A 14,461-nucleotide genomic window follows, 5' to 3' on the forward strand; every position below is an offset into this window, starting at 1 on the left:
AATCGTACACAAATAGTTAGGGCACTAACAATGTGTCGTCAAGCACTCCGCCGCTGCACGTATGCCGCCTGACCGTGATCGAGATGAGCGAGCGCAACGCGCAGGCGCTGCCTGCCGCGCGACACCCGGGACATCACGGTGCCGATCGGGATGTTCATCATCGCCGCGGTCTCGGCGTACGTGTACCCCTCGACCCCGGCGTAATACATGACCGTGCGAGTACCGTCCGGCAACGCCGCAAGTGCACGTCGAATGTCGTTGTCCGACAGCATCTCCAAGACGTCGTCCTCGGCCGAGGGCAGACCAGTGGCCGACTCGTACTCGCCCACGTCGTCCACGGTCACCTCCATTGGGCGCCGCTGCTTGTAGCGGTGCGCACTGATCCACCGGTGGTACTGGATACGGAACAGCCACGCCTTCAGATTGGTGCCGGGCTCAAACGACCGGAACCCCCGGTAGCCGTGCAACAGCGTGTCCTGCAACAGATCTTCGGCATCGGCGTCGCTCAGCGTCAGCCGACGCGCGCGTCGACCAAGGGCGTCGAACAGAGGGAGCGCGTCGCGGGCGAAGCGCTCGGCCAGTTCCGCGTCGGACTCCTCGCGAACTTCGGCGGTGGCAATGGTCATGACGAGAGGTCCCCTGTTCGGTGTCGCTGAAGGTGCATCCTCAGAATCACGGTCGGGAGAGGGAACCGAACCCTTGAAACCCCGTAGTCGCACCGCGTCACCGTCCGTGGTGGAACTACCAGGGGTCGACGAACGTCACCGTGGTCTCGAGGGGTTCTCGGCCCGTCCTGACGTACGTCACCGCCTGGTCCTCGTAGCCGATCGACATGCCGCAGAACAAGACCAGCTCCGGTGGCGGCGACAGCACGTCGGCCACGGTGGTCCGAACTTGTGACCACGCCATCTGCGGGCAACTGTGCAGCCCCTCGGCCCTCAGCAGCAGCATGACCGTCTGCAGGTACATCCCGAGGTCCGACCATTGCGGCAGGCCCAATTCCCGGTCGACGTAACAGAACAACGCGGCCGGCGCGCCGAAGCAGTCCCAGTTGGCGATCGCCGCCCGGGCCCTGGCCTCCCAGTCCTCACGGGCTACCCCGAGTGCGCTGTAGCGCTCCCTGCCGAACGCCGCCCGTCGCTCCCGGTACGGCGAGTGCAGCGCCGGCGGGTACATCACGTATTCGCGCTCGTCCCAGGGCTCGCCGGCGGCCACCCGCTCGGTCGCAGCCTTCTTCAAGGAGGTCAGCGTTTCGCCAGTCACCACGTACAGGTGCCACGGTTGAATGTTCGACCCGGACGGCGCCCATGCCGCCGCGTTCAGGACTCGTTCGAGCACGTCCCTGGAAACGGGTTGGTCTGTGAAGCCGCGGACCGACCGTCGGCTGGTGACCGCCTCGTATACGTCCATCGCAATCGCCCTTCCTCGTGGAGACTGACTTCAGCGTGGCTCGGCGAGGGCGGGGGCGAACCCTTGGCGATTCGTGGTTCCCGGCGGACTACGGACCCGGGTCTAGCTCGCCCAGGAGATGGTCCGCAACTGCCGACGCGAGGAGATGTCGAGCTTGACGAACACCTTGCGCAGATGCCATTCCACGGTGTGGGTGCTGATGAACAGCTGGGCGCCGATCTCCTGATTGGTGAGCCCGTCGCCGGCCAACCTGGCAATCTGCGTTTCCTGGGCCGTCAACTCGCCGCTGGCGCTGGCCTTGTCGCTCGGGCTGCGCTTGCGCACCTTCTCCCCGGTGGCGACCAGCTCGCGCCGAGTCCGCTCGGCGAAGGCCGCGGCACCCATCCGGGTGAACGCCGCGTGCGCGACGTTCAGCTGCTTGCGGGCGTCGATGCGGCGATTCGCCCGCCGGAGCCACTCGCCGTAGGACAACCTGGCCCGCGCACCGTGCAGCGATGCGCTGGCGCGGTCGAGGCGCTCGACGGCTTCCTCGAAGAACCCTTCGGCATGCTCGTCGGGGGCCAAGAGCGCCCGGGCGGCAGCCACCATGCCCAATCCCCAGTCGGTGCCACTGACACCTGGCCTCTGCTCGATGAGGGCCAGAGCCGACGAACCGGATTCGCGATCACCCACATGCGCTGCCGCCTCGACCAATTCGAACAGGCTCCACCCGTAGAACCCGAGGTCTTCGTACTCGCAGCACTCGCGGGCCGCGGCCAGCGCCTCTTCGTAGCGTCCGAGCCCGTTGAAGAGGACCGCGGAGGTAAACCGGCTGACGCCGACGAGTCGCCCTTCGCCCCTTGCGATTCCGTCCGCAGCGGCGGCGGCCAACCTGCCGACGGCTTCGTCGGGGTCGCCCCGCCACGCCGCAAGGTTCAGGGAGTGGTACTTCACCGGCGTGTAACCCGTGGCCGCGGTGATGGCGTTGGCCTCCTCGATGAGCGTCTGAGCCATGCCGAATTCACCGGTGTACACGTGCACACCGGCCCGATAGACGAGCGCAGGCGGCAGCACGGCCAACGCGCCGGTGTCGCGGGCCCGGCGCACCGTGTCGGTCGCAATCTGCTGAAGCACCGCGTCGTCCCACAGCTCGTGCGCGGCAGATTCCTGGGCGATCGGGAACGGCCATTGCACGGCCTGCCCAGTGTCGTTGCCGCCGTGAACGTTCCATAACTCCAGCGCCGACCGCATGTGTTCGGCACCGGCACCGGGACCGTCGAGGATTCGAGAGGTCATGCCGCTCAACAGGAAGTCGATCGGACGCTGCAGCTCCGCGACGCGGCCGACGGCGACCCGGCCCGCCCGCGCCACCGTCGACAGCATGCCCGGCTCACCGAGCCGACCCGCGTACATGGCCGCGGTGAGCGCCTCGAAGTAGGTCTCCCGCGCCACGTCGTCGGCGAGGCCGTCGAGTCGTGTTGCGGCACTGAGCAGTTGCGACGCGGCGTCGGCCGCCGTCGACGCACCCGGCTCACCGGCGCGACTGCTGGTGAACTCCATTTGGGCGCGCATCCGGGCGATGTGAGCCCGTTGGAGCGCCGTCAGCGGTCCCAGTTCGGCGATCGCGAGCAGCTCGTAGGCCGCGTCGGGTGCCGCCGCTTCCCGTTTGGCCTGGGCGGCGGCGATGGCCCGCGCGCCGCGCAGGACCGGATCGGAGGTCAGCACCGCCGCACGCTCCAGGAACGTGGCGGCCGCCGACACACCGCCTCGGCTTTGGGCGCGCCCCGCGGAGGTCTCCAGTTCGGCGGCCACGGCATCGTCCGGTCCCGACGCGGCGTTCGCGGCGTGCCACGCCCGACGGTCGGGCGCCGCCTCTGGATCGGTGGCATCGGCCAGCGCCCCGTGGATCTCCCGACGCTCGGTCAGGTCGGCGGCACGGTAGGCGGCCGACCGCATCAACGGATGCTGAAACCGCATGCGCCTGCCGAATTCGATCACGCCCGCAGCTTCGGCAGGCGCGAGGGCGTCGACTGGGATCCCCAGCCGCGCCGCAGCGCGAAGAAACAGGGCGGCATCCCCCACCGGCTCGGCCGCGGCGACGAGCAGCAGCCGCCGCGTCGACGCGGGCAACGCCTGAATGCGTCTGAGGAAGCCGTCTTCGATCTGACCAGCGGACGCCCGCCGGACCGTCGTCCCGAAGCCGCCGGCCAGCTCGGCGGCGGAGACGTTGCGCGGCACCTCCAGCAGCGCCAGCGGAATGCCACGCGTTTCCGCCACGATGCGGTCGCGCACGCGCGCGTCGATCTTGCCGATGACCACCGATTCGAGCAGCTCGCGCGCCTCGGCGTCGGAGAGGCCGCCGACCCTCAGTTCGGGCAAACCCTCGAGGACGTCGGCGACGCCGTCGCGCACCGCGAAGATCATGGCGACCGGCTCGGCCATCAGGCGACGCGCGACGAAACCGAGGGTTTGGACCGACACCTGGTCGAGCCACTGCGCGTCGTCGACGACACAGAGAACCGGTCGATCGGTGGCCGCCGCCGCCATCAGACTGAGCACCGCCAACCCGACGAGGAAGCGGTCGGGCGCGGGTCCGACTCCTCTGCCGAAGGCCACCGAGAGCGCCTCACGTTGCGGCTCTGGCACTTCGTCGGCGCGATCCATCAGGGGCGCGCACAGCTGCTGCAGCCCCGCGTACGCAAGCTCCATGTCGGATTCCACACCGGCCACCTGGACCAGCTGGAAGCCATCGGCCTCACCGATGACGAAGTCCACCAACGCCGACTTGCCAACCCCCGCCTCGCCGCGAATGACGAGCGCCCGGCTCTCCGCGGATCGGACGCTCGACAACACCTGCCGCAGCGTCGCGCATTCACCGGCGCGCCCGCGCAGATCCTTGCCCGACATCTATCACCGCGTCTGTTTCGAGTGAACCCTCTTGCCCGCCGATCGTAGCGACGCGTCGAGGACCGACTAACCCTTGGCCGCCGTTTCGATGATCCAGTCCTCGAAGCGAACGTCGTGGGCGACGGCCGCCTCGCCGGGTAGCAGCGTCCGCTCGTCGACGGCGAGCCCCAGGTACGTCGCCGTGGCGTCGGCGATCACCTGACGGGCGTCGCCGCGTGCGGTGAGCGCCGTCCGAATCAGGTCCGGCAGCAAGAATTCCCGCGGTCCTCCGACCTCCAGGATGCCGTTGCGCGGATCGCCGAGCGTGGCGACGGCGAGCGCGCGTGCGACGTCGACGGCGGCCATCGGCCGAATCAGCACGGCAGGCAACCGCACCGTCGCGTCCACCGTCGCCGAGTCGGCGATGGTCCTGAGGAATTCGAAGAACTGCGTCGCCCGCACGATCGTGTACGGGATCGGACCCGCGGCGACGAGACCCTCCTGCGTCGACTTCGCCCTGGAGTAACCGCTCTGCGGCGCCAAGCGGTCGGTGCCCACCACCGACAACATCACGTGATGGCCGACGCGCGCGTCGGCCTCCGCCTCCAGCAGGTGGGTGGTCGACCGGCGGAAGAAGTCCATCGCGGCGTCGTCTTCGGTGGACGGCGAGTTCGACACGTCGACCACCGCCGCCGCGCCGGCAAGCGCCTCCGCCAAGCCCTCACCGGTCAGGGAGTCGACGCCGGTCGACGGCGCGGCGGCCACGGCCTCGTGGCCGTCGGCGGTCAACGTCTTGACCAGCTTCGAGCCCACCTGCCCGGTTCCTCCGACGACGACGATCTTCACAATGGGCCTCTTCCTGGTCCGACGACGACACGTGTTCGACCGTCAGAACGGATGGGACGACGCGGATTCATCCCGCCACCCGTGCCACCATTCGAGGGTGACCGACCTCCCACCCGGCGTCCAGAGCCAGTTCGACGAATGGGAGCTCACCGTCGACGGACCGGTGACGCAGGGGTCCGCGTCAACCGTGGTGGCCGTGCGCACGTCGGATGGCGCGCCAGCGGTCCTCAAGCTCGCCTCGCCCAACGTCGAGTCCGAACACGAGCACCTCGCGCTTCGACGCTGGGGCGGTGTCGGGGCGGTTCGCCTGCTACGGGCCGACCCGCATCGCCGCGCCCTGCTGGTGGAGCGGCTAAGCACACAGAGCCTCGACACCCTGTGGGACGTCGAGGCCTGCGAGGTGGTGGCGGCACTGTACCGGCGAATTCACGTTCCAGCTCTGCCCCAATTGCGTTCCCTGGCAACCGTTGTCGAACAGTGGGTTCGTGACTTCGAGGACCTGCCGCGCGGCGCGCCCATCCCTCATCGGCTGGTGGAGCAGGCGATCGCCGCGGCGCGCGAGCTGACGTCAGACCACGACGCCGGCGTCGTTCTGCATGGCGATCTGCACTACCGGAAGGTGCTCGCCGGCGATCGGGAACCGTGGTCGGTGATCGGACCCAAACCCCTCAACGGTGACCCGCACTTCGAGATCGCCCCCATGCTGTGGCACCGCTGGGACGAGCTCGAGGGATACGTCCGCGCCGGTGTTCGCACGCGCTTCTACGCTCTCGTCGAAGCGGCGGGTCTCGACGAGGCGCGCGCCCGGGCGTGGGTCCTGGTCCGCGTGGTCCATCAGGCGGTGCGCGCGCTCGTCGGCCAATCCACTTCCGGCCCAGCCGAACTCACCAAGTACGTCGCGCTCGCCAAGGCCGTTCAGGATTGACCGGCTAGAGGTGCTTGGACACCTCGCCGTGCAGGTCGGGCCACGGCGGCCTGCGGACCATGGCAACCCCGGCCAGCAGCGTTGCGAGCAACCCGACGAGGATTCCCATCATCGCCATGCGGGTGTCGTCCGTCGCCGGTGACCAGATGGGCTTGCCGTCCTTGACGACGAAGACGCCGACGGGTTTCGACACCGCGATGACGGTCGCGCCGTCTGGCGTGTCGTACTGCTGACCGAACACCGTCAATTCGCTTCGTGCGTCCATGCGTTACTGCCTACCGCATGGCGCCCGCGGTATCGACCGAATCAGCCGGGAAGGCCCTGCTCCTCGGGCGGCAGCGCGGCCGGACCCGTGATCTGGGGGGCGACCGACATCTGCGTCGGCGCAGGCGAGGACTGGGTCATGGTCACTCCGGTCTCCATGTCGCCTGCGACGGCGCCGCTGCTCGCGGGCCCCTGCAGGACGGCGATTCCGATGGCGGCGGCGGTGACGGCGGCGCTTCCTCCGATGACGGCGAAGATCTTCATGTGTGGCTTCTCCTAGAGTCGTCGAGCAACAGTTCGTTACTCTAGGTAAGTAGGTTCCACGTAAGCGCTCGCTTCAAACCCGTTCACCCGAGGCGCTTTCTACCAGTGGGGTTTTACGCAACGCTCTCTGCGCCGCACCAGGCGTCCGCGGGGACTCCCGACCCGCCGCCGCAGACCAGTGCGCCCACCAGGGTGGCCCCCTCAGACGGCGGGAACATCGGCTGGGCAGGCGGCAGGATGGGGAAGATTCGGGCGCCGCTGACACCGGTCAGGAAGGCGACGATCTGGGCGGGAACGTTGGTGATCACGTACAGACCGTCGAAGAAGACCTTCACCGGCACCACCAGGAAACCCGGCACGCCCGCGGCGCTGTCGTTGCCAAACGTGTAGACGTAGTACGGAATCGTGGCGAAGATCGTGCGGATCCCCAGCGCCAGATTGGTGACGAGGTCGGGGTAGTCGTTCTGCGCGATCGCGGCGAGCAACGCCGCCTTCACGTCGTCCGGATGCGTGCTTCCGCCGCCGAGTGACGTCAGGGGCACACCGTCGGACCCCGGCCTCGGCGTGCCACCGAACAGGCTCACCACTGTCGGCGTCGTGTCGACGATCTCGTACTCCGAGTTGACGTTGCCTTCGGCGAAGGCGCCGCCGTTGGCGATGACGAAAGTCGCCGTCTCGTCCGGTGATTGGAAGCCGTGCCCGAAGCCCACCTGAGGCTGATGACCGTGATCGGTGACGACGATGACGGTCCAGTCCTCCCCCATTGCCTCTCGGGCGGCGATCGCGGCCCGGATCAGACCGAGGTTGTCATCCATGTTCTGAATGGCCAACTTGTATTCCTCCGACGCGCCGCCGTACATGTGCCCGTTCTCGTCGACCCCGACGAAGTAGGAGAAGAGGAAGTTGGGCGTGTCGGCGGCCGTCAGCGCGGCGATCGTCTCGTTGGCCACGGCGTCGTCGGTGTCGATCCAGTTCTTGTCGCCTGGGACCTGCGACACGAAGGTGTTGACGTCGGCCCCATACTTGCCCGCGCCCGAGATGGCGTTGATGACGTTCCAGTTGGCCACGGTCATCGTCTTGATGTCGCGGTCGATCCCCTCGAGTTGGTCGAACACCGTGGGCCACTTGTCGTAGGTCCATGGCGTGAAGACGTTGTTGATCACGCCCGTCCGCTCACCCCACACCCCGGTCAGGATCGACGTCCAGGACGGGTTGGAGATGGTGGTGTGCCCGACGATGCTCGACGCGGCAGTCGTGCTGTGCTGCATCAGGTCGAGGAAGTTCTCGTTCTCGGGGTCGGCCAGGATTCTGCTCAGGTTGGTCCCGTCGACGCCGATGACCAGGACGTGCTGCGTGGTGGGGTCGACCTGGGTGACCACCGGCTGCGAGCTCACCCGCGCGGGGCGCGGGGCGAACACCCGCTCGAACTCGTTGCGCACCAACGACAACACCGCTGACAGGATGGGAATCTGGAACGGCGAACCGTTGACCGGATTGAGCAGCGGTCGGAACAGTGCGTCGACGAAGTCGGCGATCGCCGTCACCAGGGTCTGCGGTCGTGGTGCGACGACGGGCGCGAGGGCCGTCACCGCCGCCGCGGCGACAGTCGGGGTTGGTGCCGACACGAGCGACGCCCTCGTGGTGGAGGCCGGCGTGGAAGTGTCGACCGCGGCGGTGCGACTCACCGTCTTCGACTGCTGGTGGGCCGCGCTTGCCGGGGCGACGGCCGTCGTGACGTCGCGGGTCTTCGTCGAAGTGACGACTTGGTGCTCGTTCTTCGAGCCGGTCGACGCCGGCTGCCCGACCGTAACCTCTGGCGCCGGAACGACTTCCGGATCGTCGTCGTCGACGACGACTGGCGGGCTGTCGTCTACGGGCTTGGGGTCGACGTCCTTCGGCTCGTCAGCCTTCGGTTCGGCCGCCTTGGGCTCGTCACCCTTGGCGTCGTCGCCCTTCGGCTCGTCGGCCTTGGGGTCGTCCGCCGTCGAATTACCGTGCGTCCCAGATTTGCCGGTGCCCGCGGTGACCGACGTCGGCTTCTTGGGCCCCGTCGCGGTACCCGGACCGGTAGTTTCCTTGGTCGACGGTGCGCCGGCGCTTGCCGAGGGCGGGGATTCGCTCGACGACGACGAGTCCGAGGCTGGTTGGGCGTAGGCGAGTCCCGGGGTGGTGGCCATCGCCACTCCCACCCCGAGCGTGACGGCAAGCGCTCCGACCCGGCCGATGTACCTGGCATGACCCACGACGGTGTCCTCCGTTTCGCCGCGGCGTCGGCTGCCAACTTGCTGCGCCTTCGCCGTCAATTCACTGTGGCGAAAATTACGCGAGTGGGGCTGCCGACCACCCCGGAATCGAGGAAGTCGTACGTGGGTCAGTAAACGGTGTAGCCGCCGTCGATGACGACGACCGAACCCGTCATGAACGACGAGGCGTCGGATGCCATGTAGACCACCGTCGGCGCGATCTCCTCGGGAAGCGCGTACCGCTTCATCGGCGCGTCCTCGATCCAGTGCTGACGGAATTCGGGTTTGTCGACCGGCGCCATCTCGGTCTTGACGTATCCGGGGGCGATCGCGTTGACCCTGATGCCGTACGGCGCCCACTCGGCGGCCAACGACTTGGTCAGCTGATGCACCGCGGCCTTAGACGCGTTGTACGACGGCTGCCACTGCGGCCGGTTGACGATGAGCGAACTGATCGAGCCCACGTTGAGGATGTTGCCGCCGCCGTGGTCCTTCATGTACGCACCCGCGCGCTGGCTGAGCCGCCACAGCGACCGTGTGTTCACGTCGAAGACCAAGTCCCACTCGTCGTCGGTGATCTCCAGTGCAGGCTTGTGGAGGGCAAGACCGGCGTTGTTGAGCAGCAGATCGAGCCCACCCAGCCGCTCGACGGCGCCTTCGATGGCCGCGTCGGGACCGTCCTGTGCGGTGATGTCGACCTCGAAGGCCTTGACGTCGAGGCCGTCCCGAGCCAATTCGGCGACGGCGGCGGCGTTGCGGTCGGCGTCGCGAGAGACGAACACGACGTCGGCACCCGCCTCGGCGAGGCCGCGCACGAATGCCAGCCCAAGGCCGCGGTTGCCCCCGGTGACCAGGGCGCGCTTGCCGGTCAACGAGAATGCGTCGAGAACGGTCATGTGGTCTTCTCCATTTCTTGGCGAGCTAATCGCCGCCGCGGAATCGTCGTGTGGTCAGTCCGTTGAGCAGAGCGGCCACGATGAGGACGACACCGAGGGCGAGCAATTGGAACTGGGTGCCGGTGTTGCCCTCGAAGTACAGGATGATGCCGGCGTTGAGCCACACGATGAGGAGCGTGGCGAGCAGGACACCGGCCAACCGCCCGACGCCGCCGGTGATGGCCACCCCGCCGAGGACGGCGATGGTGATCGCAGGCAGGGCCAGCCCGTTGCCCGCCGTGCCGGAATCGGGCCGCGCCGAGGCGAATTCGGCGGTGATGTAGACCGCCACCAGGCCGGACAACACTCCGGAGGTGACGTAGGCGCGCATCCGGGTGCCTGGAACGTCGACCCCGGCCCAGCGGGCGGCGACGTCGTTGGTTCCGACACCGTAGAGTCGCCGGCCAAACGTGCCGCGGCCCAACGCCAACCACAACACCACCAGGACCGGAACCAAGAAGGTGAACACGCCGAGGGGTACGTCGGGGACGTAGTCGCCGATGATCGGAACGCTCACCGAACCGGTGAGGGTGTAGAGGTCCTGAATCTGCGGACTGTTGATCGGCTTCTGGTCGTTGATCACCAGGGCGATGGACTTGTATGCGTAATAAGTCGCCAACGTCGCGATCAGCGCGGGAAAGCCGATGCGGGCCACCAGGAATCCGTTGACAGCGCCCAGCACGGCACCGGCGACGACGGCCAGCAGAACGGCGGCCAGCAGGGGCCAACCCCACTTGCCGTAGGCGAAGCCGAAGATCATTCCGACCAACGACACCATGGCGCCGACCGACAGGTCGATGCCGCCGCGACCGGACACGATGACGACGAGTTCGGCGAATCCCAGCAGCGCCAACGGAACTGCGTCGATGAGGGTGGCCGACATGTAGTCGAAGTCGTAGTCGCCGGAGAGGTACCCGTTGGCGCTCATGTACGACAACCACGCGACGACCACGACGATAAGGACGCCGAGCAACACGATGCGCTGCGTCAGAACCGCTTCGACGATCCGGTCCACGGGACTGCGCGTCGCGGGCTTCTCCGCGGCCGGGGCGGGTGTCTCGACGCTCATGGGTCTCTCCTGGCACGTCGGCGGACGAGATCGGTTCCCACCGCGACGACGATGAAGATCCCGACGAACAGGTCGGACAGCTGTGAGGGCCAACCCAACTGGGTGACACCCGATTTCACGGTCTGCACCAGGAGCGCACCCAGCACCGTCCCGAGCACTGAACCGCGGCCGCCCATGATGGAAGTTCCGCCGATGACCACGGCGGCGATTACGGCGAGTTCCTGGCCCGACCCGACCGACTGGTCGAGGTTCGAGGTGCCCTTGGCCAATGTGAAGATCGACGCGAGGCCGACGAGGACGCCGGTGATCACGTAGGCGACGAGGATGCGGCGCTGCACCCGGATGCCGGCCAGTCGAGCGGCGACCGGATCGCCGCCGACACCGAAGAAGTGCCGGCCGCCCGGGGTATGCCGCAGGTACCACCAGGCGATGGCGGCCAAGATGACGGTGATCGCGAAACTGTGTGGGATGGCGAGTGTTCGGCCGTCGACTCCCCGCCCGAACCAGGCCAGCGTGTTGGGCATGCCGGAAATCGGTTGTGAGGCGAAGATCTGAAGGCCGATGAAGAGGAACAGATTCGCCGTGCCGAAGGTGATGATGATGGCGTGCACTCGGCCGTAGGCGATGAGGGCACCGTTGACCAGACCGAGGACGGCTCCGGTGCCGATCGCCACGACCAGGCACCACCACACGGGTAATGCGTGGTCCCGCATCAGTTTTCCGGTGATCACCGAGCAGACCATGATCGCGCCGCCGACCGAGACGTCGATGCCGCCGGTGATGATGATGAACGTCATGCCGATGCCGATAAGCGCCACCGGCGCCATCTCGACGAGGAGCGGGACGATCGAGCCTGCGCTGAGGAATGCGGGGGTCGCGAAGGCCAGGCCGATCCACAGCACGACGATGACGGCTACCAGCGCGATCTCGGCGGGGGTCACCGGCGAGGGAAGCACCCGCCCACGGGTCTTGAGGGGGGCGGCGGTCGGGTCGGCGTGGGGGTCGGTCGAGGTGGTCACGCGGTGGCCGTCCCTTCGCGGTCGCCTGCGGCTGCGGCCAGGACGTCGACCTGCTTGGCGTCCGGACCGAACTCCGCGGCAATGGAACCCGTGCGCACCACCAGCAGTCGGTCGGCGATGCGCAGCGCCTCCTGCAGATCGGAGGTGACGACGAGAACCGCGGTGCCGTTGTCGGCGAGATCGGTGATGATGCGGTGGATCTCCTCCTTGGCCCCGATGTCGACACCCTGGGTGGGCTCGGCCAACAGCAGCAGCTTGGGCCGTTCGACCAGTTGTCGGGCCAGCATCACCTTCTGCGCGTTGCCACCCGAGAGGTCTCCGACGTTCTGGTTCTCGTCCGAAGCGCGAACCGCGAGCCGCTTCATCAGGTCCTTGACCGTGGTGCGTTCACGACGTCGGTCGACGAACGCCTTGCCCCACGAAAAGCGTTGCAGGTGACCGATCGACACGTTGAACGCGATGGACTGGAAGGAGAACATCCCCTCGGTCTTGCGGTTGGCCGGCAGCAGCGCGATTCCCGCCTCGGCCGCCTCGCGCGGTGACTTGGGCGCCACCGCACGACCTTCGATCACGATGTCGCCCGCGCTGGCCTTGTCCAGTCCGTAGATGCACGCGGCGATCTCGGCGACGCCGGAGCCCACCAGCCCGTACAGGCCGAGGATCTCGCCGGACCGCAGTTGCAGGCTCACGTCGTGAAAGGCCCCGGCTCGCGCGAGGGACTTCAACTCGAGGACGGGTTCGCCCCGAGGCACGGTTCTGGGACCTGCGTGATCTGAAAGAGCTTCTCCCACCATCAGTTCGGCGATGCGCCGCACTGACATGTCCTGGATGGGATGGGTGCCGATGGTGCTGCCGTCGCGCATCACGGTGACCTGGTCGGCGATCTTGACGATCTCGTCGAGCCGGTGCGAGATGTAGATGATCGCCACGCCGTCGGCGGCGAGTCGCCGGATGATCTCGAACAGCACGTCGATCTCGGCGTCGGTCAGAATGGCCGACGGTTCGTCGAGAATGAGAACACCGCACTTGCCCGCCAACGCCTTCGCGATGGACACCTGCTGCTGGGTGGCCACCGAGAGGTTGCCGACGACGGCGGTCGAGAGCTTGGCGGGTAAGCCGAGCGCCTCGAGCAGGTTGACGACCTTCTCGTTCTGGGCCGCCCAGTCGACCCGGCCACGGGTGACCATCTCGCGGCCCATGAACACGTTCTCCGCGACGGTGAGTTCGCTGAACAGTTGGGGCTCTTGGTACACCGTCGCGATGCCCAGTGCGATCGCGTCGTTGGTGGACGCGATCGTCACCGCCTCACCGTCGTAGGTGACGGAGCCGGCGTCGGGCATCGTGGCGCCGGAGATGATCTTGATCAGCGTGGACTTGCCTGCGCCGTTCTCCCCCACCAGGGCGTGAATCTGGCCGGCCTGGACCTCGAAGTCCGCGTGCCTGATGGCCTTGACCGCACCGTAGCTCTTGACCACCCCGGTGAGGCTCAGTCGCGACTCCTGCGACATCAACGCCTCCCGGGGGCGAGGATCGGCAGGTCAGTAATCGAACTGACCGACGTTCTCGGTGGTGATCAGCAGCGGCTCACCCAGCACGAGGGTCTTGCTGGCCTCGTCCCACTTGACGTCGGTCATCTGGTCGTTGACCTTGTTGTCGGCCTCGAAGGTCTTGCCGCTGGCGAGCTGCTGGCCGGCCCATGCGGTCAGGTAGCCCAGGTTTGCCACGTTCCACAGAATCGAACCGGACGAGGACTTGTCCGCGAGGTACGGCGCCATCGACTTCGGTGTGCCGATTCCGACGGAGAAGACCTGACCGATCTTGCCGGCGTCCTTGACCGCCTGCGCCACACCGACGGCGGAGGTGGTGCACTGCCCGAGCAGACCCTTGAGGTCGGGGTGTGCGCTCATCAGGTCGGTGGCCATCTGCGTTCCCTTGGCCTGATCCTCACCCGAGTACACGACGTCGACCAGTTCGGCTTCGGGGTACTTGGCCGAGACGTAGGCCTTCTCGGCGGCGATCCAGGAGTTCAGGTTCTCGGCCGTCTCGCCGCAGGACACGATGGCCCACTTGCCCTTTCCGCCCATCGCCGTCATCAGCGTCTCAGCGGTCTTGTTGCCGATGCCCTCGGCGGTGGCCTGGTTGACGAAGGCCTCGCGCACCGAGTTGGGCGCGTCGGTGTCGGCGGTCATGACCTTGATGCCGGCATCTTGGGCCTGCTTCATCAGCGGTGCCATCGAGTCGGGGTCGTTCGGTGCGACGACGAGGACGTCGACCTTCTGCTGAATGAAGGACCGGACGATCTGTGCCTGGGCGGCGGCGTCGGCCGACGTGGGGCCCTGGTACAGCCATTCGATGTTGCCCAAGTCGGCGGCGGCTTGCTTGGCACCGGTGTCCATCGCCTCGAAGTAGGGCGATCCCTGCAGCTTGGGTACGAAGGCGACCTTGACCTTGTCACCGGAGGCGGCCTGCGACGAGCTGCCGCCACCCGTTGCCGGCGCCGGCTCGTCGTTCTTCTTCGTACAACCGCCGGTGACCATCGCCATGGCCAAGGCCACGCTGATCACTCCGACGAAACGCTGGGAAATCGGCATCGACTCATCCTTCGGCCTGGGGCGAGAACC

The 14,461-nt window shown here is 67.4% G+C and carries 13 protein-coding genes; 1 reads left to right on the plus strand and 12 read right to left on the minus strand.

The features are described from left to right. Nucleotides 1-38: 38 nt before the first annotated feature. The 4 genes from ASD37_RS07235 to ASD37_RS07250 form a co-directional block, all read right to left on the minus strand. Nucleotides 39-626, minus strand: a complete 588-nt coding sequence (locus ASD37_RS07235) for a sigma-70 family RNA polymerase sigma factor (RefSeq protein WP_056549476.1) — start codon at nt 624-626, stop codon at nt 39-41. 115 nt (nt 627-741) lie between these two features. Beyond that, nucleotides 742-1,410, minus strand: a complete 669-nt coding sequence (locus ASD37_RS07240) for a nitroreductase family protein (RefSeq protein ID WP_056549478.1) — start codon at nt 1,408-1,410, stop codon at nt 742-744. A gap of 102 nt (nt 1,411-1,512) precedes the next feature. Beyond that, nucleotides 1,513-4,296: an AAA family ATPase gene (locus tag ASD37_RS07245; protein WP_056549481.1), complete on the minus strand. Its 2,784-nt coding sequence runs from the start codon at nt 4,294-4,296 to the stop codon at nt 1,513-1,515. Nucleotides 4,297-4,362: 66 nt separating this feature from the next. Continuing rightward, complete coding sequence (locus ASD37_RS07250; RefSeq protein WP_056549483.1) at nt 4,363-5,121, minus strand: SDR family oxidoreductase; 759 nt, start codon at nt 5,119-5,121, stop codon at nt 4,363-4,365. Nucleotides 5,122-5,218: 97 nt separating this feature from the next. Here ASD37_RS07250 and ASD37_RS07255 point away from each other — a divergent pair, with 97 nt between their 5' ends. After that, nucleotides 5,219-6,046, plus strand: a complete 828-nt coding sequence (locus ASD37_RS07255) for an aminoglycoside phosphotransferase family protein (protein WP_235567987.1) — start codon at nt 5,219-5,221, stop codon at nt 6,044-6,046. 4 nt (nt 6,047-6,050) lie between these two features. Here ASD37_RS07255 and ASD37_RS07260 read toward each other — a convergent pair whose 3' ends face one another. The 8 genes from ASD37_RS07260 to ASD37_RS07295 form a co-directional block, all read right to left on the minus strand. Then, a complete protein-coding gene (locus ASD37_RS07260) occupies nt 6,051-6,311 on the minus strand; it encodes a hypothetical protein (RefSeq protein WP_056549488.1) in 261 nt (86 codons plus the stop codon). A gap of 41 nt (nt 6,312-6,352) precedes the next feature. Continuing rightward, entirely contained in the window at nt 6,353-6,574 is a 222-nt protein-coding gene (locus ASD37_RS07265) for a hypothetical protein (protein WP_056549489.1), read from the minus strand. Nucleotides 6,575-6,687: 113 nt separating this feature from the next. Next, complete coding sequence (locus ASD37_RS07270; RefSeq protein WP_200959755.1) at nt 6,688-8,817, minus strand: alkaline phosphatase family protein; 2,130 nt, start codon at nt 8,815-8,817, stop codon at nt 6,688-6,690. A 128-nt stretch (nt 8,818-8,945) separates the two neighbouring features. Beyond that, the gene (locus ASD37_RS07275; RefSeq protein WP_056549493.1) at nt 8,946-9,713 is read right to left on the minus strand and encodes an SDR family NAD(P)-dependent oxidoreductase; all 768 of its coding nucleotides are present in this window, start codon (nt 9,711-9,713) and stop codon (nt 8,946-8,948) included. A gap of 25 nt (nt 9,714-9,738) precedes the next feature. Beyond that, nucleotides 9,739-10,821, minus strand: a complete 1,083-nt coding sequence (locus tag ASD37_RS07280) for an ABC transporter permease (protein ID WP_082569963.1) — start codon at nt 10,819-10,821, stop codon at nt 9,739-9,741. Then, complete coding sequence (locus tag ASD37_RS07285) at nt 10,818-11,840, minus strand: ABC transporter permease (protein WP_082569964.1); 1,023 nt, start codon at nt 11,838-11,840, stop codon at nt 10,818-10,820. The genes ASD37_RS07280 and ASD37_RS07285 overlap by 4 nt, the downstream gene beginning before the upstream one ends. Next, nucleotides 11,837-13,348, minus strand: a complete 1,512-nt coding sequence (locus ASD37_RS07290; RefSeq protein ID WP_056550045.1) for a sugar ABC transporter ATP-binding protein — start codon at nt 13,346-13,348, stop codon at nt 11,837-11,839. The genes ASD37_RS07285 and ASD37_RS07290 overlap by 4 nt, the downstream gene beginning before the upstream one ends. A 30-nt stretch (nt 13,349-13,378) precedes the next feature. Continuing rightward, entirely contained in the window at nt 13,379-14,431 is a 1,053-nt protein-coding gene (locus tag ASD37_RS07295) for an autoinducer 2 ABC transporter substrate-binding protein (protein WP_056549495.1), read from the minus strand. Between the last annotated feature and the right edge of the window lie 30 nt (nt 14,432-14,461).

The organism is Mycobacterium sp. Root135, assembly GCF_001426545.1.
Taxonomy (GTDB): Bacteria; Actinomycetota; Actinomycetes; order Mycobacteriales; family Mycobacteriaceae; genus Mycobacterium.

Excerpts from the sequence above, each read along its gene's own strand:
- ASD37_RS07295 (WP_056549495.1), bottom strand. The coding sequence starts at position 14,431 with ATGCCGATTTCCCAGCGTTTCGTCGGAGTGATCAGCGTGGCCTTGGCC.
- ASD37_RS07245 (WP_056549481.1), bottom strand. The coding sequence starts at position 4,296 with ATGTCGGGCAAGGATCTGCGCGGGCGCGCCGGTGAATGCGCGACGCTG.
- ASD37_RS07265 (WP_056549489.1), bottom strand. The coding sequence starts at position 6,574 with ATGAAGATCTTCGCCGTCATCGGAGGAAGCGCCGCCGTCACCGCCGCC.
- ASD37_RS07235 (WP_056549476.1), bottom strand. The coding sequence starts at position 626 with ATGACCATTGCCACCGCCGAAGTTCGCGAGGAGTCCGACGCGGAACTG.
- ASD37_RS07260 (WP_056549488.1), bottom strand. The coding sequence starts at position 6,311 with ATGGACGCACGAAGCGAATTGACGGTGTTCGGTCAGCAGTACGACACG.
- ASD37_RS07280 (WP_082569963.1), bottom strand. The coding sequence starts at position 10,821 with ATGAGCGTCGAGACACCCGCCCCGGCCGCGGAGAAGCCCGCGACGCGC.
- ASD37_RS07240 (WP_056549478.1), bottom strand. The coding sequence starts at position 1,410 with ATGGACGTATACGAGGCGGTCACCAGCCGACGGTCGGTCCGCGGCTTC.
- ASD37_RS07290 (WP_056550045.1), bottom strand. The coding sequence starts at position 13,348 with ATGTCGCAGGAGTCGCGACTGAGCCTCACCGGGGTGGTCAAGAGCTAC.
- ASD37_RS07275 (WP_056549493.1), bottom strand. The coding sequence starts at position 9,713 with ATGACCGTTCTCGACGCATTCTCGTTGACCGGCAAGCGCGCCCTGGTC.